At 63.7% G+C, this 22,008-nt stretch carries 17 protein-coding genes; 13 read left to right on the top strand and 4 right to left on the bottom strand.

The window, feature by feature from the left end; genetic code table 11:
- The first annotated feature begins 67 nt into the window (after positions 1-67).
- The 3 genes from wecB to AAW00_RS04665 are packed head-to-tail and all read left to right on the top strand — an operon-like array spanning position 68 to position 3,563.
- A complete protein-coding gene (wecB, locus tag AAW00_RS04675) occupies positions 68-1,207 on the top strand; it encodes a non-hydrolyzing UDP-N-acetylglucosamine 2-epimerase (protein ID WP_047003102.1) in 1,140 nt (379 codons plus the stop codon).
- Positions 1,204-2,472 carry a UDP-N-acetyl-D-mannosamine dehydrogenase gene (gene wecC, locus AAW00_RS04670; protein ID WP_047003101.1) on the top strand — a complete coding sequence of 423 codons (1,269 nt, stop codon included), beginning with the start codon at positions 1,204-1,206 and terminating at the stop codon, positions 2,470-2,472. The genes wecB and wecC overlap by 4 nt, the downstream gene beginning before the upstream one ends.
- Positions 2,473-2,519: 47 nt before the next feature.
- A complete protein-coding gene (locus AAW00_RS04665; RefSeq protein WP_047003100.1) occupies positions 2,520-3,563 on the top strand; it encodes a nucleotidyltransferase family protein in 1,044 nt (347 codons plus the stop codon).
- A gap of 19 nt (positions 3,564-3,582) precedes the next feature.
- On the opposite strand, the gene AAW00_RS04660 is transcribed toward AAW00_RS04665, so the two are convergent.
- From AAW00_RS04660 to purF, 3 genes are all read right to left on the bottom strand, one after another.
- Positions 3,583-3,930: a PilZ domain-containing protein gene (locus AAW00_RS04660; protein ID WP_047003099.1), complete on the bottom strand. Its 348-nt coding sequence runs from the start codon at positions 3,928-3,930 to the stop codon at positions 3,583-3,585.
- A gap of 116 nt (positions 3,931-4,046) precedes the next feature.
- Positions 4,047-4,778, bottom strand: coding sequence for an SDR family NAD(P)-dependent oxidoreductase (locus AAW00_RS04655; RefSeq protein WP_047003098.1), 732 nt, complete (start codon positions 4,776-4,778; stop codon positions 4,047-4,049).
- Between the two features lie 2 nt (positions 4,779-4,780).
- Positions 4,781-6,256 carry an amidophosphoribosyltransferase gene (gene purF, locus AAW00_RS04650; protein ID WP_047003097.1) on the bottom strand — a complete coding sequence of 492 codons (1,476 nt, stop codon included), beginning with the start codon at positions 6,254-6,256 and terminating at the stop codon, positions 4,781-4,783.
- Positions 6,257-6,461: 205 nt separating this feature from the next.
- Between purF and AAW00_RS04640 the strand changes: the two genes are divergently transcribed.
- From AAW00_RS04640 to AAW00_RS14555, 10 genes are all read left to right on the top strand, one after another.
- Positions 6,462-7,820, top strand: coding sequence for an O-antigen ligase family protein (locus tag AAW00_RS04640; RefSeq protein ID WP_052761759.1), 1,359 nt, complete (start codon positions 6,462-6,464; stop codon positions 7,818-7,820).
- Between the two features lie 208 nt (positions 7,821-8,028).
- On the top strand, positions 8,029-10,233 hold the full coding sequence (locus AAW00_RS04635; protein ID WP_052761758.1) for a GumC family protein: 2,205 nt from the start codon (positions 8,029-8,031) through the stop codon (positions 10,231-10,233).
- The gene (locus AAW00_RS04630) at positions 10,233-11,372 is read left to right on the top strand and encodes a hypothetical protein (protein ID WP_156169920.1); all 1,140 of its coding nucleotides are present in this window, start codon (positions 10,233-10,235) and stop codon (positions 11,370-11,372) included. The genes AAW00_RS04635 and AAW00_RS04630 overlap by 1 nt, the downstream gene beginning before the upstream one ends.
- Positions 11,373-11,375: 3 nt before the next feature.
- Positions 11,376-12,848, top strand: a complete 1,473-nt coding sequence (locus tag AAW00_RS04625) for a hypothetical protein (protein WP_206539314.1) — start codon at positions 11,376-11,378, stop codon at positions 12,846-12,848.
- 21 nt (positions 12,849-12,869) lie between these two features.
- Positions 12,870-13,217, top strand: coding sequence for a class II glutamine amidotransferase domain-containing protein (locus AAW00_RS04620; protein WP_047003092.1), 348 nt, complete (start codon positions 12,870-12,872; stop codon positions 13,215-13,217).
- A 121-nt stretch (positions 13,218-13,338) separates the two neighbouring features.
- Entirely contained in the window at positions 13,339-13,920 is a 582-nt protein-coding gene (locus tag AAW00_RS04615) for an asparagine synthase-related protein (protein ID WP_082124910.1), read from the top strand.
- A 595-nt stretch (positions 13,921-14,515) separates the two neighbouring features.
- Positions 14,516-15,802: a glycosyltransferase gene (locus tag AAW00_RS04610; protein WP_047003090.1), complete on the top strand. Its 1,287-nt coding sequence runs from the start codon at positions 14,516-14,518 to the stop codon at positions 15,800-15,802.
- The gene (locus tag AAW00_RS04605; RefSeq protein WP_047003089.1) at positions 15,799-17,001 is read left to right on the top strand and encodes a glycosyltransferase family 4 protein; all 1,203 of its coding nucleotides are present in this window, start codon (positions 15,799-15,801) and stop codon (positions 16,999-17,001) included. Before AAW00_RS04610 ends, AAW00_RS04605 begins: the two co-directional genes overlap by 4 nt.
- A 673-nt stretch (positions 17,002-17,674) precedes the next feature.
- Positions 17,675-18,766, top strand: coding sequence for a glycosyltransferase (locus AAW00_RS14560; protein ID WP_162199408.1), 1,092 nt, complete (start codon positions 17,675-17,677; stop codon positions 18,764-18,766).
- A gap of 30 nt (positions 18,767-18,796) precedes the next feature.
- Positions 18,797-19,948: a glycosyltransferase gene (locus AAW00_RS14555; RefSeq protein ID WP_082124908.1), complete on the top strand. Its 1,152-nt coding sequence runs from the start codon at positions 18,797-18,799 to the stop codon at positions 19,946-19,948.
- A gap of 206 nt (positions 19,949-20,154) precedes the next feature.
- Here AAW00_RS14555 and AAW00_RS04600 read toward each other — a convergent pair whose 3' ends face one another.
- On the bottom strand, positions 20,155-21,906 hold the full coding sequence (locus tag AAW00_RS04600; protein WP_047003088.1) for a carbamoyltransferase family protein: 1,752 nt from the start codon (positions 21,904-21,906) through the stop codon (positions 20,155-20,157).
- Between the last annotated feature and the right edge of the window lie 102 nt (positions 21,907-22,008).

Here is a 22,008-nt window from a genome sequence, read left to right as displayed (position 1 = left end):
GCGCGGTAGCATTATTTTTACATGCCGCGCGTAGGGCGGGCGCGTGGTTGAACTTGCTCCCCGCTCCATGCTCGGCGCCTCCGCGGTGACGCGCGTCCTGCTCGTCATCGGCACGCGGCCGGAGGCGATCAAGATGCTGCCCGTGGTCCGCGCGCTGCGCGCCGTGCCCGAGGTCGACCTGAAGGTCGTCACCACCGGCCAGCACCGCCAGATGCTCGACCAGGTCTTCGCCGTGTTCGGCGAGCGCGCCGACATCGACCTCGACCTGATGACGCCGGGCCAGACGCTGTCCGACATCACCGCCCGCGTCATGCGCGAGATGGACGCCCTTATCGCCGAACACGCACCCGGCATCATCCTCGTCCACGGCGACACCACCAGCGCCATGGCCGCCGCGCTTTCCGCCTTTTACAACCGTGTGCCCGTGGGCCACGTGGAGGCGGGACTGCGGAGCCACGACATCCACCGTCCCTGGCCCGAGGAATACAATCGCGTCAGCATCGACGCGGTGGCGGAATTGCTCTGGGCCCCGACCGAAGGCTCGGCGCAGAACCTGCGGAACGAACGACCCACGCAGCGGCGTATCGAGGTGACCGGCAACACCGGCATCGACGCGCTGCTCCACGTCGCGCGCAGCCTCGAGGGCGACGAACTCGCGGGCCTGCCCGTCGCGCTCGACCCGGCCAAGAAGCTGGTGCTCGTCACCGGCCACCGGCGCGAGAGCTTCGGTGACGGGTTTGCCCGCATCTGCGACGCGCTCGCCGCCATCGCCGCACGGGGGGATGCGCAGATCGTCTATCCGGTCCACCTCAACCCGCAGGTCAAGGACGTGGTCGAGGCGCGGCTGGGCGGCATCTCCAGCGTGCATCTCATCCCGCCGGTCGACTACGTGCAGATGGTTGCGCTGATGCAGGCGGCGCATATTGTCCTGACCGACAGCGGCGGCATCCAGGAGGAAGCGCCCGCGCTGGGCAAGCCAGTGCTCGTCATGCGCGAGGTGACCGAGCGCCCCGAGGCGGTCGCCACCGGGGTCGCCAGCCTGGTGGGCACCGATACGCAGGCCATCGTCGAAGCGGTCGCACGCCTGCTGGACGACGAGGCCTACTACGCCAGCCGCGCCCGCGCGGTTTTCCCCTACGGCGACGGCACGGCGGCGACGAAGATCGCTGCCAGCGTCGCGGCTTTCGTGAAAGAGCAGGTTCGATGAAAGTCTGTACCGTTGGCCTGGGCTACATCGGTCTGCCGACCGCCGCCATGCTGGCGAGCCGGGGGCACGAGGTCGTCGGCCTCGACGTGAACGAGCGCGTGGTCGCCGCGGTCAATTCCGGGCAGGCGCATTTCCAGGAACCTGACCTGCAGATGCTGCTGAGCGCAGCGGTCGATACGAAGCGCCTGCGCGCCACGACGACGCCGGAGCCGGCCGAGTTCTTCCTCATCGCCGTGCCCACGCCCATGGTGGACGAGGGGCCGGACATGACCTTCGTCGAGGCCGCCGCCCGCACCATCGCGCCGGTGCTGGAGAAGGGAAACGTCGTCATCCTCGAGAGCACCTCGCCCGTCGGCAGCACCGAGCGGCTGGCGGAAATCTTTGCCGAGGAACGGCCTGACCTCACCTTCCCGCGCTACCGCGACGAGGACCGCGAGGCCGACGTTGCGCTGTGCCATTGCCCCGAACGCATTCTTCCCGGCCAGATGCTGCGCGAGCTCGTCAGCAACGATCGCATCATCGGCGGCCTGACCACCGACTGCGCGCAGAAGGCGGCGCGGCTTTACCAGAGCTTCGTGATGGGCACCTGCTACATCACCGACAGTCGCGTGGCCGAGCTCTGCAAGCTGTCCGAGAACGCCTACCGCGACGTCAACATCGCCTTTGCCAACGAGCTTTCGATCATCTGCGACAAGCTGGGCACCGACGTGTGGCAGGTGCGCGAGCTGGCGAACCAGCACCCGCGCGTGAACATACTGATGCCGGGCGCGGGGGTGGGCGGGCACTGCATCGCGGTCGACCCGTGGTTCATCGTCTCCAGCGCTCCGCAAGAGGCGCGGCTCATCCGCACCGCGCGCGAGGTGAACGACGACAAGCCGCACCGCGTGGTGGCGCAGGTCCGCCGCCTCGCCGACAAGTTCAAGGTGCCCACGGTCGCCTGCTACGGCATCACCTACAAGCCCGACGTCGACGACGTGCGCGAGAGCCCGGCGATGGAGATTGTCGAGGCGATCGCCGACATTGAAGGCGCGGAGGTGCTGGTGGTCGAGCCCAACCTCGACGCCTTGCCACCCGCGCTGGCGAGCCGCGCCAACGTGCGCCACGTCACCAGCGATGAAGCGCGCGAGGCGGCAGACATCGTCACCTTCCTCGTCGGACACCGCCAGTTCCGGCGGCTGGAGGCGGACAGCTATCTGGCGAAGGCGGTGGTCGATACGACCGGGATGTTCTCAACCCGCAAGGCCAGGGCGGTGGAGCGCGACTAGATCGCCCTTGCCCGGCGCGCCGCTTCATCGGTAAGCCCGCGCCCGTCATGTTCGCGCCTTACCAGCAATTGCAGCAGCTTGCCGATGCCCTGCGCCCCGCGCTGGGGCTTGCCGGCGGGGGCGAGGTCGACGCGGCGATGGCGCGCCTTGCCGAGCATCGCCACCGGGTCGCGCCGCTGCTGCACCGCGCGGTTGTCGCGGGGGGAAGCCTTGCCGGGGACGAAGCAGCCGGCCTTCTCGAGGAATCGGCACGCGCCAACGCCCGTCGCACCTTGCGCCAGCAAGGCGCGGCGCAGCGTGTCTCGCGGCTGCTCGATGCCGAGGGCGTGGCCCATGCCTTCGTCAAGGGCTTCGACCTCGGCCCGGCGCTTTACGGCTCGGCGGCCCTGCGCCAGGCCAAGGACGTGGACCTGCTGGTGGACCCGGCGCGTCTGGACACGGCGATCGCGCTGCTGGCGGACGCGGGCTTCGTCGGCAGGGGCGGCTCGCCGCTGGAACTGGAGTGGGCGCAAAAGATGCTGCGCTTTCACTGGGAGGTGGCAGTCTACGATCCGCAGTTCGGCGTGCAGGTCGAGGTCCATGCCCGGCTGCTCGCCGATCCGCCGCCGGGCTGGGACGATACACGCTTCCTGCACGGTTCGCTCGATCTCTCGCGGCCCGACTACCTGCTCTACCTCGTGATACACGGCGCGGGTTCGCGCTGGCACCGGCTCAAGTGGCTCGCCGACCTCGCCGTGATCGTGCAGCGCACGGCCCCGGACGTCGTCTCGCAGACGGTGGCGCTGGCCCGCCGCTACGACTGCTTGCATACCCTGTCGGCGAGCCTGCGCGCCTGCGACGTGTTGTGGGGCGAGGGCCTGGCCGCCAAATGGCACGCGGCCGTCGGCCCATCGGCAGACGAGGCGCTGGTGGCGGCGCATCTCGCGGCCTTCGGCAAGGCCATCCACAGCGACGAGAGCAATCCGCAGCGCGAGTCCCTTGCCCGGCGGCTGGAGATCGTACGGGCGGTGCCGCTTTTCGGCACGCGCAGGCCTTCACGGATGGCGGAACTGGGGAAGCGGGTCGGGTTCTGGTACACCCACCGGTTCTGAACCGGCACGCGCCGGATGGTCAGCCGCGAAACGATCCGTCACCGCGATAGCGGGCGAGGATGTTGTCGTGGACGATCGGGCTCAGCAGGTTGGCAAAGGCGCAGCCGGCCACGCCGTTTTCCCACCAGACGACCTCGGCCTGCAGCGATTCGAGACCGGGCAGGGTCAGCCAGCACACCGATCCCAGATGCATCCGGTTGATCGCCGTGGCCGAGAAGCCCGACAGCGAGAGGTCGTTGACCACGGTCTGGAAGGCGCGTGCGCCCGAAGCGCGCAGCTGGGCGGGGATCATGATGCGCGTGCGCGGAGCGGAGCGATCCTCCTGCGCGGCGATCTCGTAACGACCGATCGATTTCTGCAAAGTCATCGCACCTGAGCCCTATCCAAGCGTTACGGTCCCCACCGTGTCCGCCACCAGTTTGGTCAGTGCAGAATGTCGGGATTTAGTTACCCGGTCCCTGCCGGACGGGGTTAACGCGGTCTTTACCCGTGCTTTTCGATGCGCTCGCGGTGCAGGTTGGCGAAACCCTCGCTCAGCATTTCGGCCACGCGCTCGCCCACGGCTTCGGGCGGCTTGACCGTCTGCGGGTCTTCGCCTGGATAGGCGCGGGCGCGCATGGCGGTGCGGGTGGCCCCGGGATCGACGATGGCGACGCGCGTCTGCGAAATGCGCTCGATCTCGCGTCCGTGCGTTTCGAGCAGGTTCTCGAACGCGGCCTTGCTGGCACCGTAGGCGCCCCAGAAGGCGCGCGGCTCGGCGCCGACGGAGCTCGTCAGGCCGACGATGCGGCCGGCCTCGGCGCGCTTGAGCAGCGGGTCGAACCCGGCCAGCAGGGCCTGCGTGGCGAGCACGTTCAAGGTCAGCGCCTGGTTGAACTGCTTGGCGTCGATCTGCGTCACCGGCGTCAGCGTCGGCAATTGGGCGGCGCAGATGACCAGGATGTCGAGCCGGTCCCACCGCTCCGCCACGGCCTGCGCCAGTCGACCGATGGATTCGCCGTCGGTCAGGTCCATCGGCGCGATGGTGGCGCTGCCGCCGTCTTGGTGGATGGCTTCCTCCACCGCTTCCAGGTCCTTCACCTTGCGCGCGGTGATGACGACGTGCGCCCCGCGTGCGGCCAGCGCCCTGGCGACGGCGGCCCCGATACCCCGGCTCGCCCCGGTGACGAGCGCGATCTTGCCGTCGAGCGGCTTGGCGGCGGCGGTATCGGTCATTTCTAAGCGTTCTCACCTACGGGAAGGATCAGCTGCGCATCGGCCTGGTGGTGGCGGCGCAGGTCGGTCAGCGGCGTGGGATATTCGCCGGTGAAGCAGGCGTCGCAATACTGCGGGCAGGCGTTGTCGCGGCCCTTCAGGCCCACGGCGCGGTAGAGCCCGTCGATGCTGACGAAGGCGAGGCTGTCGGCCTGGATGAACTCGCGCATGGCGGCAAGATCCATCCGGCCCGCCAGCAGCTTGCTGCGTTCGGGGGTGTCGACACCGTAATAGCAGCCGTTGCCGGTGGGCGGACTGGCGACGCGGAAATGCACCTCCGCCGCGCCCGCGTCGCGCATGATCTGCACGATCTTCATGCTGGTCGTGCCGCGCACGATCGAATCGTCGATGAGGACGATGCGCTTGCCTTTCACGATGGCGCGGTTGGCGTTGTGCTTGCGCTTCACGCTGGCGTGCCGTGCGCCGTCCGACGGCTGGATGAAGGTGCGCCCGACGTAGTGCGAGCGGATGATGCCGAGCTCGAACGGGATGCCCGATTGCTGGGCGTAGCCGATGGCCGCGGGCACGCCGCTGTCGGGCACGGGCACCACCAGGTCCGCCTCGCACGGCGATTCCTTGGCGAGCTCCATGCCGATGTTGCGGCGGCTGGCGTAGACGGAGCGGTCGTTGAAGACCGAGTCCGGGCGGCTGAAATAGACGTGCTCGAAGATGCAAGGCCGGGCAGGGCGGTCGCCGAAGGGGCGGTGCGAGCGGGTGGCGCCGTCGAAATCGACCTCGATGAATTCGCCGGGGTCGACCTGCCGCACGAACTCCGCGCCGACCACGTCGAGCGCCACGGTCTCGCTGGCGAAGACGGTGGCATCGCCCAGCTTGCCCATCACGAGCGGGCGGATGCCCAGCGGATCGCGGCAGGCGGCCATGCCGCGCGGGGTCATGACGATGAGGGCATAGGCGCCCTCGACCAGCCGCAGCGCGTCCACCAGCTTGTCGAGCATGGTGGGATAGCGGCTGGTGGCGACGAGGTGGATGATGACCTCGGTGTCGGAAGTGGACTGGAAGATCGAGCCCTTCTCGACCAATTCCTGCCGCAGCTTGCGCGCGTTCGAAATGTTGCCGTTGTGCGCCACCGCGAAGCCGCCGCTGGCAAGGTCGGCGAACAGCGGCTGCACGTTCCTGAGGCCCGCGCCGCCGGTGGTGGAATAGCGCACGTGGCCCGCCGCCATGTGGCCGGGCAGTTCGGCAATCGATTCGCCGGTGGAAAAGTTTTCCGCCACGTGGCCGAGCCCGCGGCGGGTGAAGAATTCCGCGCCGTCGAAGCTGGTGATGCCGACGGCTTCCTGCCCACGGTGCTGCAGGGCGTGCAGGCCCAGCGCGGTGACCGCGGCGGCCTCGTCGCCGCCGATGATGCCGAACACGCCGCACTCCTCGTGCAGCTTGTCGTCACCGTCTTCGTGGTCGAAGGGAGGGGTGAGGGGCATCGATTTCCGCGAGTTGTGACAGGCGCGCCCCCAATGGCGGTGTTGCGCGGCGATTACAAGGGTACAGGCGTTGGCCGATGCCCATGCACTTGCCCGTCCTTCGCCTCGCCGCTATCGGCTCGCGCTCGCTTGCCGAAGGTGCCCCGCGCCCGGCCATTGTTGAAGGACACGAGCCATTCCCGCGCGCAAGACCAACCGCTTCGCGATGACTTCGGACAGGGCCGCCTGGCTGTTCGTCGTCTTCGCCGCGCTCGTCTTCCTGATGGGCGGCGGCTCGCGCTTCGATATCGAGAGTCTCGCGCCGCTGCGGGCGCTGGCCTCCGTGTTCCTTGCCATCGGCATCTGGTACCAGACCGCCGACACCTTCCGCCCCTTTCGCTGGCCGGTCGGCCTGCTGCTGGCGCTGGCGGTGTGGATGGGCGTGCAGCTCATCCCGCTCCCGCATTCCGTCTGGAGCGCCCTTGCGGGCCGCGACGTCATCGCAGAGGCGGACGCGGCGGCGGGGCTCGGCGCCATATCGCGGCCCATCACGCTCTCGCCCCTGCGCACGATGAACTCGCTCGCCTCGCTGGTGGTACCGCTGGCGACATTGCTGCTGCTCGCACTGCTCGACAAGGATGGCTGGGCAAAGGTGCGCAAGGTCATCTTCGTGGCCGGCATCGCCAGCGCGCTGCTCGGCATCGCACAGCTCGCCCTGCGCGGATCGAGCGGGCTCTATCTTTACGAAATCACCAACGCGGACAGCGCCGTGGGGCTGTTTTCCAACCGCAACCACAACGCGCTGTTCCTCAACATCGCGCTGCTGTTCGGGGTGTTCGAGCTGGAACGCGCCTACGAGCGCAAAGCCAAGGGCGCGCTCGGCCTCGTGCTCGTCGGCCTTGCCATACTGGCCGTCTCGATCCTGCTGAATGCCTCGCGCGCGGGGCTGATCCTGCTGGCGCTGACGGGGCTGGTGGTCGTGGTGCGGCTGGTGGTGCGGGCGCGGGCCGTACCGGGCAAGGCCAAGTCCCGCCGCGGTCTCGTCGTGGCGGCAGCGATGCTGGGGCTGGCGGCGCTGGCCGTGATGGCGCTTTTCGCGATGGCCGACAGCATTCCGGCGCTGAACCGCCTGTTCGCCCAGTCGCTCGACGACGAACAGCGCATCGAAACCTTACCCACCGTGCTGGCGCTGGCGCGCGCAAACATGGTGCTGGGTGTCGGCTTCGGAGCCTTCGAGCAGGCCTTCCGCGCGGTCGAACCGTGGGATTGGCTCTCCCCGCATTACCTCAACCAGGCGCACAACGACTGGTTGCAGATCGTCATCGAGGGCGGCCTGCCCGGCGTCGCTATCGCGCTGGTCGCAGCCGTGCTTGCCGGCGCGGTCGCTGTCAGGACGTGGCGGGAGGGGCGCGCCGACGGCCGCTTCGCCGCGGTTACCGACCCGCGCTGGCTGGGCCTGCTCACGCTGCTAATGATCGCATTGCACAGCGCCGTCGACTATCCCCTGCGAACGCCGTCGATCATGCTGACCGCGGCGGTGGCCGCCGGATTGCTGGCCTATCGCGGCCCCCGGCGTACGGGGTGATTGCCGGTTGCTTGTAGTTTACTCTTGGTTCAAAAGGCTCGCCCTATGGGATATCCCACGGGGGATCCGCAATTCATCAGGGTCACGTGACACACTTCTCCAGCTCTAGGTCGCCCGCGCGCAATGGCGGGCCCGTCGTTCTTCATCGTGGCGAAATGCCGCGCGCCGCACAGCGCGCCGCAGCCACACTCAGCGGACGGATTGTGCGATGAACGACCAGGCCGGAACCCTGCCCGCGGACGCGGCGGTCTACGAGGCACCGATCGAGCGGGAGCGCGGCTTCTTCTCGGGCGTGACCGATTTCGAGAAGTATCTCGATATCGCCCGCAATAACAAGCTCATCATCGCGGCCGTGCTGGCGCTGGCGCTGGCGGCCGGGCTGGTGGCCACGCTGCTGGCGACGCCGCTGTACCTGGCGACCACCCGCATCGAGATCACGCTCGACGAAAAGAACGTGTTCAACGTCGAGGGCGTCGAGGACGAGCGTGTCCGCGCCGACCGGGCCTTCCTGCCCACGCAGTACGAACTGCTGGAATCGCGGTCGCTGGCCGACCGCGTGGTGCGCGAGCTCGATCTTGGCAACGACGAGGAGTTTCTCTCGGCCTACAACAACGTCGTGCCCGAGAACGCCGACATCGAGCCTGCCTTGGCGGGCACACTGCTGAACAATGTCTCGATTACGCCGATCATAAATTCGACGCTCGTGGACATCAGCTTCAGCAGCCCTGATCCGCAGGTGTCGGCACGAATCGCCAACGCCTGGGCCGACGCCTACATAGCCGAAAACCTCGATCGCCGCTTCGGGGCGACGCGCGATGCCCGCTCCTCGCTGGAGGAGCAGTTGCAGCAATACCGCCAGCGGCTGGAAGAAGCCGAGCGGGCGGTGATCGCCTATGCCACCGCGCAGGGCCTCGTCTCCATCGACGTCCCGCGCGAGGATGGCGACAGCGCCGGCACCGCGTCGCAGACGCTCGTCGCCACCGAACTGGCCGCGTTCAATAGCGCGCTTCAGCAAGCCACCACCCAGCGCATCGCCGCCGAGGCAGCACTTGCCGCGCGTTCGGGTGCGAACGCAGGTTCCACAGAAGCGTCTGCCACGGCGGACGCGCTGCGCGCACGGCGGGCCGAATTGCAAGTCGAACTGGCGGAACTCCGATCGCGGTTCAGCCCGTCTTACCCGCCGGTACAGGCATTGCAGGTTCAGATCGATGAACTCGAGCGCGCAATCCGGGAAGAGCAAGCAGGTGCGCAAAGTGGTTCGCAGTCGCGCCTGCGCGCAAACTACAATGAGGCGCTCGCCGCCGAGCAGCGCCTGCAGGCGCAAGTCAACCGGTTGCAGGCCAACTACACCGACCAGCGCCAGGACAGCGTGGAATACAACATCCTTCAGCGCGAGGTCGACACCAACCGCGAGATCTACGCCGGCCTGCTCCAGCGCTATCGCGAGATCGGCGTCGTCGGCGTCGGCGAGAGCAACGTGCTCGTCGTCGATCCCGCGCAGGTGCCCGGCGGGCCCTATACGCCCAGCCTGATCCGCAACCTGCTGATCGCGCTGGTGGCCGGTCTCGTCGTCGTGATCCTGGGCCTCTACGCCTACGACTTCCTCAACCAGACGCTGCGCGATCCGCGGCAGGTGCGCGACCGCCTCGGTCTCAACCTGCTGGCCAACATCCCGCGCATCGACGAAGGCGACATCGTGGAGGAGCTGCAGCATTCCTACTCGGAGCTGTACGAGGCCTATTTCAGCCTGACTTCCAGTGTAGCCTTTGCCGCCGGCGGCTCGATGCCGCGCTCGCTGATGATAACCTCGTCGCAGCCTGGCGAAGGCAAGAGCCTGACCGCGGTCGCCATCGCCTACCTGCTCGCGCGGCAGGGCAAGAAGGTGCTGCTGGTCGATGTCGACCTGCGCAAGTCGGGCGTGGGCAAGTACCTGTCGATCGACACCGCGCAGGGCATGAGCCAGTACCACATGGGCAAGGACGACTGGCGCTCGATGGTGCTGCCGTCCACACCGCTTGAGGATTTCCACGTCATCCCCGCCGGGCGCAAGCCGCTCTCGGCTGCCGAGCTGCTGTCGAGCGGTCGATTCCAGCGGATGCTGGACGAGGCGGAGGCCGAATACGACCACGTGGTGATCGACGCGCCGCCGGTGCTCGGCCTCGTCGATGCGCCGATGATCGCCCCCTCGCTCGACGGCGTGGTGCTGGTGATCGAGGCCAACGGCGGCAAGTGGCGTCACCTCGAATCCGCCGTGTCGCGTCTCCGGGCTTCCAACGCCGAACTGCTCGGCGCGGCGGTCACCAAGCTGGATGAGCGCAACGCCATGTACGGCTACGGCTACGGCTATGGTTACGGCTATGGCTACGGCCATGACCGCAAGAAGGAAGGCGAGGAAGAGGGCCTGCCCGCCTGATGCGCGCGCTACGTGCCGTCCTGGCGGTCGCGGCATTGCTGTGCGCGCCCGTGCTCGCGTTGCAGGCGCTCGCTAACACGCGCGAACTGCCGGGGCCGCTCGGCTGGAACGGTTTCTGGCAGGCCAGCATCGCGCGCCAGTTCGTCACCGTCGCCATCGAGGACGAGCGCCCCGTCATGGCGATCCGGCCGGGCGGCGTGGAAATGGCGCGCGCGGCCTATGCCCGCGAACCCTTCGCCACCGATGCACTGTTCCTGCTGGCGAGCGCCATGCAGGTCGAGGGCCGCAGCGACGAGGCTGCCCGCGTGCTGGCCGCCGGGCTGACGCTCGACAAGCGCAGCCAGTATCTCGGCGCGATGGAAATCCAGGCCGCCGTCGCCGCCAGCGACTACGAGCGGGCGCTGGGCGCGATCGATCGCCTCGCGCGGGTGCGGCCCATGATGACTGGGGACTTCGTCGGCGCCTTCGCCACCGTTCTCGGACAAGAGGGCGCCGAGCCGGTCGTGCTGCAAGCGTTGGAAAACAAGCCCGTATGGGCCGTGCCGTTCTGGCTGCAGGTGCCGACCGACCCCGGCACGCTCGCCCGCTTTTACAACCTTCGCCTGCTTACCGACGAGGGCACGAGCGCGAACAGCGATGCGCGGCTGATGACCGCGCTGGCGGCCGCGGGCATGCACCAGCAGGTGTTCGAATTGTGGGACCGCGCCGGCAAAGGCGCGGATAACCCCACCGGCTTCGTGCAGACCGGCGGCGAGAATGCCTTCGGCTGGCAGGCGCCGCCCGGGCAGACGGGCAATTTTTCGCAGCGTGGCGAGGGGCGGTTCCGCCTTTACGTCGACGCTGGTCAAGAGGTCGAACTCGCGCGCCAGTTGGTAAGGTTGGCGCCGGGAAGCTATCGGTTTGAGGCGCAGGTCGACCCTGCCAGCGACGCCGAGGCGGTTTCGGTCAAGCTGCAATGCGCGGCCGCCCCGGACGGTGCCGGGGCGCAGGAGCATACGCTCGCGCAATTCGCCGATTTCACCGCCAGCTCCGGATGTCGCTTTTACTGGCTGATCCTGACGGGAGATGCCTTCGAGAACCGCTCGGCGTTGCAGGCGACCGTTTCGGCGATACGCTTCGGCCCGGCGGGCGGCGCGTAGGCGATGGCCTCTCGCGCGATGCCCTTGCCGACCGCGCCCCGGCGCGCGCGGATATTCGTCTTTCCGCCCTACTTCGGCTTTGTCGCCGCCGTGCTGGGGGCGATTCTCCTGCTTGGCCCGCACCCGGCGCTCGGCCTGCTTTCGCTGGTGGTATTGGTGCTTGGCGTCGGCCTGCTGTGGCGACCGAACGAGATCCCCAGCATGCTGTTCTTCTTCGGTTACCAGTGGCTTGAATCCTCCCTCAATCTGGTTCGCGCCTTTTTCTCGGGCATGACGGTATACGAGCAGACGACAACTCCAGGTGCCCACGAGACCGCGGTGGCGCTCACATTAACGGGTTTGCTGTGCGTGGTGGCGGGCCTGCGTTTTTTTGCCGGCCCAACCACGATAGAGGCCAGCGTACTGGTCCGCCAACAAGTCCTTGCGGTGCCTGTGCGAAAATGGATCACCGCCTATCTCGTCTCGATGGTGACTTCATTAATCCTACTCGAGCTCAGCCGTTTTTCGGGCGGCCTGTCTCAACCTCTTCTGGCTCTGGCGTCGCTCAAATGGGCGTTCTTCCTGATTTTGACCTATGCGGTCTTCGCCGAGACCCGCGGTTACAAACTGGTTTGGCTGGCAATCTTTGGTTTCGAATTTTTGCTCTCGCTCGGTGGATATTTTTCCTCTTTCCGTCTGGTGTTTATCTATGCCTTCCTCGGCATTTTGGGTGCGGCGCCGCGGATGACCAGCAAGCAGGTGACGCTTCTTGCCCTGACAGCGACCGTCGCGGTTTTCCTCGGTACGGTCTGGACGGCGATCAAGCTCGACTATCGCGAATACGTGAACCAGGGCACCCGCTCGCAAACCGTGCTCGTGTCGCGCTCGCAGCAGGTGGAGCGCATGGTGACTTTGTCGACACAGCTTTCGGCAGACGATATCGGCGTGGCGCTCAGCAGTTTGGCCGACCGAATTTCCTACACCCAGTTCTTCGGCGCGGCGATCAGCTACGTGCCGGCCATCCGGCCGCATACCGAGGGAGCGATCGCAGCCAGTGGCATTACCCGGCCGTTCATGCCGCGCGTCCTGTTTCCCAACAAGGAGCCGATCGACGAGTCCGAACACACCAACGAATTCACCGGGCTGGGCGTTTCGGGTATCGAGCAGGGCACGCAGATTTCCATTGGCTACATGGGCGATGCCTACATCGATTTCGGCAAATTGGGGATGATGGCTGCGCTCTTCACGCTAGGCTGTGGGCTGGGCCTTTTCTACCGCCGTATGACGCAGGGCCAGCATACGCGTGGGATCATCGGCGGGGGAATTGCGGCCGTGCTGATGGTCGATATGAGCGATATTGGTATCGGTGGCGAAAAGTTGCTTGCCGGGATCGTCATTTGGATCGTGATGATCTCTATTTTTGTCTACTCCGCTCTGCCGAATATGCGTCGATGGTTGGGATTGGTGCAACGAACGCTTTCGCCACGAAATCGCTAGTGAGCCCGCGCGCCCGCGGCCATGTCTGTCACACTGCTGGCAACAAGGGCCCGCGCTTATCATGTGCGGAATCATGGGCATCGTTGCGCAGTTCACAAGGGCGGCGCTGGTGGCAAGGGCTTCGGCCATGCGCGCATAGCCACAATCGACCTGACCGGGGGCGTCGCGCACCATATATCCGCCGAGAATCGGCGCTACGACGTTACCTTCACCGGCGAAGTTTACAGCTACCGCGATTTGCGCTCCGAGCTGAAGACTGAGGGCGCTTTTCGCAGCGATAGTGATGCCAAGGCGCTGCTGCTCCTATTAACAGAGCGCGGGCCGGACATGGTCACGGCGCTGGTTGGCATGCTCGCCTCCTTTCTCTAAAAAGAAGCGGTGGCGCAGTGAGGGCCCCCCTTCGCTATGACGTGATTGCCACCACTTTCGCGAAGAGCTGGGCCGGAGCGCGCGATGGTCTATCGCTTGAAGATCCTCACTATTTCTATCAATAGGTCTGGTTAGACAGCAACTCGTGGCCGACGTGTCGGTCGGCGCCTTCCTCTCCGCGGGGATCGATTCTGGCGCGCTCGTGGGTCTTATGTGCGATGCCGGGCAGAGCGCGATCGAAAGGGTCACCCTATCCTTTGCCGAGTATCGGGGTACGGCCGCCGACGAGAGCCCCTTGGCCGAGCGCGTGGCGCTGACCTACGGCACGCGGCACACCACCCGCGTCGTCACCGCCGAGGAGTTTACCGACGATTTGCCCGCCATCATCGCGGCGATGGACCAGCCGTCGATCGACGGCATCAACACCTGGTTTGTTTCCAAGGCCGCGCGCGAGCTGGGGCTGAAGGTCGCCATTTCCGGTGTCGGCGGAGACGAGCTGATGGGCGGTTACCCCTCGTTCCGCGACGTGCCACGCTGGGTCAAGACCTTGGCCGCGCCTGCCGCCGTGCCGCTGCTGGGCACCGCCATCCGCCGCGGCGTGATGCTGGTCGGGGCCCCAGCGCTTCGGCGTCAGCCCGAAGGCCGTCGGCATGCTCGAATACGCGGCACTTTCCCGGCGCTTGGTTCCTTCGCCGGGGCCTGAGGATGCCGTGGGAACTCGATGCCCTGCTGGACCCCGCCGTGGTGGCCGAGGGGCTGAACCGGCTCGACCTGTTCGGCCTCCTGCGCGCGGCCATGGCACCGCAGCCTCGCTCGGCCTTTGCCGGACGCGGTGATCAACCGCAGCAAGATGGGGCTCTCGATCCCCTTGGGCGACTGGATCAAGGGATTGAAGGATGGCGCGCGCAGCCTGCCGATGGCGGAAATGCGCGACTAACCCGGGCATTTGCTGGCGCACTGGACCATGGACGACAAAGCGGCGAGCGAGGCGGCCTGAGATGCACGTCCTCATGCTCGCGACCGATGCCCACGGTGGGGATCGCAAACTACAATCGTGCCGTGCCCCTGAGGCGTCGCGGACCTTCCAGTCGTGACAAGTCCGGACGGCGGACCTTCGAAGCCTAGCACGGTTGGCTGCTGGGTCCGCTCGTCGATGCGGCAGTCCGCGTTTTCTAAATGAGAGAATTCTTTCGGCGCTCGACCGACCCAAGCGTATCCCGGAAGGCCTCTCGTTCACTAATCCTCGGGAAGTTCAGCAAGCGATTGCGGTATACGCTGCCGTTTCTTAAAGCCTCGTAATGGACCGCACCTGCATCATCGTCAGCCCCTATTTTCCGCCCTCGGCGCTGGCCGGGGTGCACCGCGCGCGGCACTTGGCAAACAATCTGCCGGGGGCTGGATGGACCCCGATCGTGGTCAGCGTGAATGAGAGGTTTTATGAGGAGCCGGCGGATTTTGAACTGGCGAAACTCGTCGATCCGTCGGTGGAACTCGTCCGAGTCGATGCCTTAGATCAGGCCTACGCCCGCCCGTTTGGACTGGGAGACATTGGTTTACGCGGCTATCGCAGTATCCGCCGCGCCATGACCGACCTGATGCGGAGCCGACGGATCGACGCGGTGCTGATCACGGGCGCACCATTCTATCCAATGTTATTATCGGGTTGGATCAAGCGCACATTCAGCGTGCCGGTTGTGCTGGATTTTCAAGATCCATGGCATTCCGATTGGGGGGAAACGCTGCCGTTTCTGTCCAAAGGTGGAGTATCCCACGCCCTTTCCAAGCTGATGGAGCCGCGCGCCATAACTGGCGCTTCGCATGTGACGACCGTATCGCAGGAACAGGCGCGCAAGCTGGTGGCACGCTACGACGCGCTTGGTCCGCAGGATGTAACGGCCATTCCCATCGGCTCCGACCCCGCTGATTTCGAGGCTTTGCGTCGCGGCGCCGCGCCCATCACCTCCGCCATCGACGAGAGCCGATGGAACCTTACATATCCCGGCACGATCTGGCCCATGGTATTGCCGACGCTGAAGGCATTTTTACAGGGCTTAGCGGCTTGGCGGGAGCGGTACCCAGACGCCGCGGCAAACGTTAAGGTCAATTTCATCGGCACGACAGCTCAGCCCAATAATCCGTCCGAATACCGGGTGATGCCGCTGGCCGAACGAGCGGGTATCGCTGACCTAATCAACGAAATTCCGCAGCGACTACCTTACGTAGACGCGCTTTATGCGCTTTCGCGGTCTGATGCAGGACTGATGCTGGGTTCGGAAGAAGCACACTACACCGCCTCCAAGCTTTCGCTGTTCCTGATGTCGCAGCGGCCTTACCTGTCACTGTTTCACGAACGGAGCGATGCGCATCGCTCGCTGGTCAAGGCGGGTGGAGGAATCGCTCTTGGCTTCACTAAGGCCGATGATCTTCTCTCCCGTCAGGACGAATTGGTAGAGGCTTTGGAACGTCTGCGCTCGCAAGGTGATACCATTCCCCGCGCGAGGCTGGAAAGCTATGCCGAGTATACCGGGGCCAACGTTGCCCGGCAGTATGCCGATGTGTTCGAAAAGCTAATGGCGCAACGATGAACAGCAAGTCGCGCCTTGCCGTGGTCGTATCGCATCCGATCCAATATTACGCGCCGCTGTTCCGCACGCTGGCCCGGAGATGTGAGCTGGAAGTTTTCTATGCTTTTCAGCCGAGTCCCGACCAGCTTGGCGCAGTGGATTTCGGCAAGGCTTTCTCTTGGGATGTGGACCTGCTTGAAGGTTATTCGTCGACGTTCTTGACGAATGTTTCGACGCGCCCTGGTACCAGCGATTCTGCCGGGTGCGACACACCTGAAATCGGCAGACATTTGCGCGACGGAAATTTCGATGCCGTGCTTATCTTCGGCTGGTACCTCAAGAGTTATCGGCAGGCGCTCTTGGCTGCCAAACGACACGGCCTCCCCGCATTGGTGCGCGGCGATAGCAACCTTGCTATGCCTGCCTCGCCCGTAAAACGGCTGGCCAAGGCGATAGCAAACCCGCCATTCTTACGTCTGTTCGATCGCGCATTGTATGTCGGTGAGCGATCCCGCGCTTTTTATCGCCATTACCGCTACCCTGATTGCCGCCTCTTTTTCTCTCCGCATTGTGTCGACAACGACTGGTTCGCGGCCCGCACTAAGCCCGCGGAACGACAGCGGATGCGCGAAGAACTTGGAATTGCAGACGACGCCTTCGTGGTGCTTTTCGCGGGCAAGCTGATAAAGCGCAAGCGCCCGCTCGACGCAGTGAAAGCACTAGCCATGTGCCAAACTCAAGGGCGCAAGGTCGCATTGCTGGTCGCCGGGTCTGGCGTTCTCGAGAATGCTATCCGGACAGAGGCCCAAGCGGCTGGGCTGCCGCATTACATGCTAGGCTTCTGCAATCAAACGGAAATGCCACCTGCCTATGCTGCGTCAGATGTGCTGATATTGCCATCGGACGGCTCGGAAACGTGGGGTCTCGTCGCGAACGAGGCAATGGCATGTGGGAAACCGGTTATCGTCTCCGATGCCTGCGGTTGTGCGCCTGACCTCGCAGCGGACGGCGCTGCAGGCAGGATGGTGGCTGTCGGCGATGTGGCGGGGCTCGCCGCCGCAATTGTTTCGGTCATGGACGATCCTCCTACGCAGTGGGCCATCGCAGAGCGGATTGCTCATTATAGCTTGGACAGTGCGGCTGACGGAGTACTGCAAGCTCTTGAGACGCTGCCGCGGCGGCATCGGCCTTTGAAACCCGTTGGCAACGGGTCCTGCTAGATCGGGATAAGTATAGTATGTCGATAACAGCGATAAAACAGCAGATGAGAACGATTAGAGAGCGCAACTGATTGCTCTTAGAACCTAATTCTTGGCGTTGCACCCATGAATATCGCGCGAATATCAGGCTTCGTAAGGCCATCTGGACCTTAACAAGCGCGAGAGTTTTGAGAAAAAGGAGTATTTCGCCACGCACCGATGATCGGCCAATTAGAATCGTAGCGCTGCAATCTAATCGCTTGTACGTGCGACTGGAGGCCGGTAGATTGATTTGCTCGATTAGGCGGAATGCAGAGTCTGGGGAACTGCCACCGCTAGTTTCATGTCCTTGCGTGGACGCGGGCTAGAAATCAGGGTCTTCTGCGTTGCAGGGTGACGATGATTTGCCAAGGGTTCAAATCAGCCCTCAATCACTTCGCACCTAAGAAGGACCAATCTTCGCTGGCAAACAATCCCAATCCTTGGCATGGCTGTGGCCCAGTCGACCCTAATTCCCTGACGCAGAAAGAAACCGTTGTTGATCACTAGTACCGCTGAAGAGCAAAATGCTTTTTTCGACTTCACACGCATTTGTAGCACGAAAATCCACGATTTCGGTCTCAAGTGCTTCACGATGGTGAGAATTAAGGTCGTCAGTGTAACTTCTCATGATCAAATTTAAGGAGTGAACAAATTGCGTTTGCTTGCATTGGTTACTGACGCGTATGGAGGCTATGGCGGAATCGCGCAGTATAGTCGCGATTTTCTCGAGAGCGCAATCTCTGCAAGTTTTGTGGATGAAGTGGTTGTTCTCCCACGCACTCTACACTCACAGCACTTTGTGACGCCCCCCAAATTGCGCCAATTGCCTCCCCACCGCTCTCGGTTATCGTACAGCATTGAAGCGCTCAGGCAATGTGTTCGCGCGCGGCCCGATGTGATTTATTGTGGCCACCTTTACCACGGGCCACTCGCGCTGTTACTGGCGCGCCTATTTAATGCTCGCCTAATTATCCAATTACATGGGGACGAGATTTGGAAACCCGTATCGAAGCTTTATCGTACACCTCTAGAGCAATGTGACAGGCTGATAGCAGTTAGTCATGACACTCGTGATCGCGCGCTCGCCGTAGCGTCTCCGCAACACGACAGTTTCTCTGTAATTTCATGTACGGTCGGGCCGCAATTCGTCCCGGGCGATCGCCAATCGGCGAGAGACAAATTCAAAATCGATTCCCGCGAAAAAGTGGTCTTAAGTGTCGCGCGGCTTGACGGCAGGGAAGATGCTCGAGGCTATAAAGGGCATGATCTCGTAATGGATCTGGTCGCACGTCAAAATCAGGACGGAGAGAAAATTCGATATCTTATCGCAGGGGATGGTGACGATCGAGAGCGTCTCGTTCAGTTGGCAGATCGCTTAGGCATTTCGAACCTTGTTGATTTTCTTGGGATCGTGCCTGCCGAAGATCTTCCTGATCTCTATCGGGCTGCCGATCTGTTCGCCTTGCCATCGACAGGGGAGGGGTTCGGTATCGTGTTTGTCGAATCCATGGCTTGCGGAACGCCAGCTATCGGATTGAATGTGGGCGGCAGTCCGGATGCTTTGTGCCACGGCGAACTGGGGCACTGTTCATCTCTCGAAGGTTTCCCAGCCTTGTTTACCGCGTCTTTGATAAGCAGCGGAACACGTGATCCGGACCTAGCCAGGCGGACGCGCGAGAGGTTTGGTTTTGCGGTTTTTCGACGGCGGGTATTGGACATCCTTCAGCCTCTTATCCGAAATTAGAAACAGTCAACGGCGAGTGCGAAATTGACGATGACATCTCTGCACGTTGTTACTGACCTTGCGCGTCCCGCGAATGGGGTGGGCGTGGCAGTCGATGAGCTGAGAAACAGTTTGATCGAGGCGGGGTCCCCGGCAATAATCTTGACCACCGGTATCGGGAATGGGGAAGGTACATACTATTTCCCGGTCGATTTTCACAAAGTTCCTTTGTTACGCAAATTGAAATATTCTCGCGCTCTGTTGAGCGAATTGACTCGCCAAATAGCTGATGTGCAACAAATGGGTCGTCATGTGGTTTTGCACGCCCATGGACTATGGCAGTTGCCATCAGCACAGGGCTCAATGCTAGCTAGGGCTTTGAATGTACCAGTCATTTTATCCCCGCATGGTATGCTGTCTCCAGCGGCTCGCAGCTACTCAGCTTTGCGCAAGAAGATCCTTTGGAACAGTTTTCAAAGACGAGCTATTGAAGCGGCTTCGTGTTATCATGCCACGAGCAGGCTGGAACATGACGAAATTCGGTCGTTGGGATTTCGCGGGCCCGTCGCGATTATACCTCTTGGCGTAGATCTTAAACCTTTCGGGACTGTCAGCGATGACGCTGCAAAGACGAACACCGTGCTGCATCTAGGTCGCGTCCACCCGAAAAAGGGGACAGATTTGCTCATTGAAGCATGGGGTAAAGTCGAATCAGACTTTCCCGATTGGAAGCTGAGGATTGTTGGTCCGTCTGAAGTCGGTTTCGTTGATACCTTGAAGCAGCGAGTGAAGACCCTAAATTTACGTCAGGTCGAATTCAGTCCTGGTGAATTCGGAGCGCAAAAAATAGAAACTCTGAAACGCTCTTCTATTTTTGTTCTACCGACGCGAAGCGATAATTTCGGAATCGCTGTTGCGGAAGCTCTCGCATGCGGGACTCCGGTGATCTGTAGCAAAAACGCTCCTTGGTCTGGTCTGATAAGCAACCAATGTGGTTGGTACATCGACTTGGGGGTGGAGCCGCTCGCTAAGGCGTTGCGCGAAGCGATGGAGCTCAATTCGCGAAAAAGAGAAGCAATGGGTGCCAACGGTCGCGAGTGGATCTCCAAAGAATTTTCTACTGAGAAAGCTGCGAACTCCTTTGTCGCCTTGTACAACTGGGTGGCCGGCAAAGCCGAACGTCCTTCGTTCATCGAAATTTAAGACAAACTAAGGCGCAGAGCTGGTCAATGGGACAAGCTAAGACGCTTACGCCGGCACAGCGGGAGGCGATGGTTCTCCGCGGCTGAGGTTCTGGATGGAAGAATTTTTGATCTGACCGTCAAGCGGGCGCGACATGGCCGCCTTTCGCCGCTGGCTGACGCAGGGCGGCGAGCGCCCCGCTTTCGTCCGCCTCTAGCCCGGAAGCCTCAGTTCGCGCCGCTCTTCACAAGCAGGTAACGACCCAGGCACAGCGCATCCATGTCGGTCCGCAGGAAGCAGTCCAGCGCCTGCTGGGGGGTGTCGACCACCGGCTCGTTCTCGTTGAAGCTGGTGTTGAGAACCACGCCGTAGCCGGTGTGCTGCTTCACCTTCGAGATGAGCTTGTAATACAGCGCGTTGCTGTCCGGATCGACGCTCTGCAGGCGGCCCGTGCCGTCGACGTGGGTGATGGCCGGCAGGGCCTCGCGGTACTGCGGCTTCAGCTTGGTGACGTGCATCATGAACGGGCTGTAGATGTCCTGTTCGAAGTATTCGCCGACATCCTCCTGCAGTACGCTGGGCGCGAAGGGACGGAAGGATTCGCGCCGCTTGATCTTGGCGTTGATCGTTTCCTTCATCGTCTTGATCGCCGGGTTGGCGAGGATCGAGCGATTGCCCAGCGCGCGCGGGCCCCATTCGCTGCGACCTTGGTACCAGCCGAGCACGAGGCCGTCGGCGATGTGCCTGGCGACGCGCTCCACCACCTCGGCCTCGTCGGCGCATTCGACGACGTGGAGCCCGGCGCTTGTCGCCACGCGGCGCATTTCCTCGTCGCTGTACTGCGGACCCCAGAAGGCGTGCTTCATGTGGAAGCGTTCCTGGCTGCCGACGACGTTGTGCCAGGTCCACATCGCCGCGCCGAGGCAGGTGCCGTCGTCCGACGCGGCGGCCTGAAGATAGGGCGTGGTAAAGGGCGTATCGCGCAGGATGCGGGCATTGGCGACGCCGTTGAGCGCGCAGCCGCCGGCCATCACCAGTTGCTCGCTCGGCACGAGCCTGTGCATCCGCTGGAGCGAGTGCATCGACGCCTGCTCGAAACGGATCTGCACCGACTTGGCGATGTCCATCTCGCGCTGGGTGATCTCGCCGCGCCGGGTCGCCGGACCGAGTTCGGCCACGATCCTGTCGGTGTAGAGGCGGCCCATCACGAGATGGCCGTCCTCGGTCATCTCGCCGCTCGCGCCGCCTTCGTGCATCCCGAAGTAGCCCTTGCCGAGGCGGAAGAATCCGTCCTCCGGCAGCACGACCAGCTTCTGCATGACGTCGGCGTACTTGTCCTCGCCATAGGGCGCGAGGCCCATGACCTTGTACTCCTCGCCGAAGCTGTCGAAGCCGATGTACTGGCACAGCGCGGTGTAGAAGAAGCCGAGGCTGTCGGGCAGCGTCACGCGGTCGAGCACCTCCATGCGCGGCCCCTCGCAGCGCACGGCCATGGCCGAGGCAAAGTCGCCCGAGGCATCGTAGGAGAAGCCCGCGGTCAGCCCGTCGAAGGGCGAGCAGTAGTAGGACGAGGCGACGTGGGCGATGTGGTGTTCGACCGGCACGGTCTCGAACTTCACGGTCGCCGGATCCTCGCCGCAGATCTCGGCCAGCTTCTCGATCATCGATTGCGTGGTGCTGGAGCGGCGCAGGTGCTCCATCGCCGCGCGCAATCCGCGCACCGGGTTGGCGGCGATGTAGGCGGCCTTGGCCCCTCGGTTGGCGCGGGTGTCGCGCGGCAGGGCGACATAGTCGACGTCCGACAGCTTCAGGCCGTTGTCCGCCAGCAGCCAGCGCACTGCATTGGCGGGAAACTCGCTGGTGTGCTTAAGCCGCTTGCCCAGCCGCTCCTCGGCCACCGCGCCGACCAGCTTGCCGTCGATCACGAGGCAGGCGGCGGAATCCGCGTGAAAGGCGTTCAAACCAAGAATTGCGGTCATTGGAATACTCGACTGAGAAAGGGGATTTCGAAGGGCGCTGGCGCGGTAAACGCTAAGTCGGCGGTGGGCAAGTCTCGCCGGATCAGCGGGTTACCGAAGGCC

The sequence above is a fragment of the Aurantiacibacter luteus genome, assembly GCF_001010945.1.
GTDB lineage: Bacteria > Pseudomonadota > Alphaproteobacteria > Sphingomonadales > Sphingomonadaceae > Alteraurantiacibacter > Alteraurantiacibacter luteus.
Note: the sequence above shows the minus strand (reverse complement) of the source record. Positions and strands in the feature narration are given on the sequence as shown.

Coding starts and splice junctions, on each gene's coding strand:
- AAW00_RS14555 (WP_082124908.1), top strand. CDS start 18,797: ATGACATCTCTGCACGTTGTTACTGACCTTGCGCGTCCCGCGAATGGG.
- AAW00_RS04660 (WP_047003099.1), bottom strand. CDS start 3,930: ATGACTTTGCAGAAATCGATCGGTCGTTACGAGATCGCCGCGCAGGAG.
- AAW00_RS04630 (WP_156169920.1), top strand. CDS start 10,233: ATGCGCGCGCTACGTGCCGTCCTGGCGGTCGCGGCATTGCTGTGCGCG.
- wecB (WP_047003102.1), top strand. CDS start 68: ATGCTCGGCGCCTCCGCGGTGACGCGCGTCCTGCTCGTCATCGGCACG.
- AAW00_RS04605 (WP_047003089.1), top strand. CDS start 15,799: ATGAACAGCAAGTCGCGCCTTGCCGTGGTCGTATCGCATCCGATCCAA.
- AAW00_RS04610 (WP_047003090.1), top strand. CDS start 14,516: ATGGACCGCACCTGCATCATCGTCAGCCCCTATTTTCCGCCCTCGGCG.
- AAW00_RS04640 (WP_052761759.1), top strand. CDS start 6,462: ATGACTTCGGACAGGGCCGCCTGGCTGTTCGTCGTCTTCGCCGCGCTC.
- AAW00_RS04655 (WP_047003098.1), bottom strand. CDS start 4,778: ATGACCGATACCGCCGCCGCCAAGCCGCTCGACGGCAAGATCGCGCTC.
- AAW00_RS04600 (WP_047003088.1), bottom strand. CDS start 21,906: ATGACCGCAATTCTTGGTTTGAACGCCTTTCACGCGGATTCCGCCGCC.
- AAW00_RS04620 (WP_047003092.1), top strand. CDS start 12,870: ATGTCTGTCACACTGCTGGCAACAAGGGCCCGCGCTTATCATGTGCGG.
- AAW00_RS04625 (WP_206539314.1), top strand. CDS start 11,376: ATGGCCTCTCGCGCGATGCCCTTGCCGACCGCGCCCCGGCGCGCGCGG.
- purF (WP_047003097.1), bottom strand. CDS start 6,256: ATGCCCCTCACCCCTCCCTTCGACCACGAAGACGGTGACGACAAGCTG.
- AAW00_RS04635 (WP_052761758.1), top strand. CDS start 8,029: ATGAACGACCAGGCCGGAACCCTGCCCGCGGACGCGGCGGTCTACGAG.
- AAW00_RS04665 (WP_047003100.1), top strand. CDS start 2,520: ATGTTCGCGCCTTACCAGCAATTGCAGCAGCTTGCCGATGCCCTGCGC.
- wecC (WP_047003101.1), top strand. CDS start 1,204: ATGAAAGTCTGTACCGTTGGCCTGGGCTACATCGGTCTGCCGACCGCC.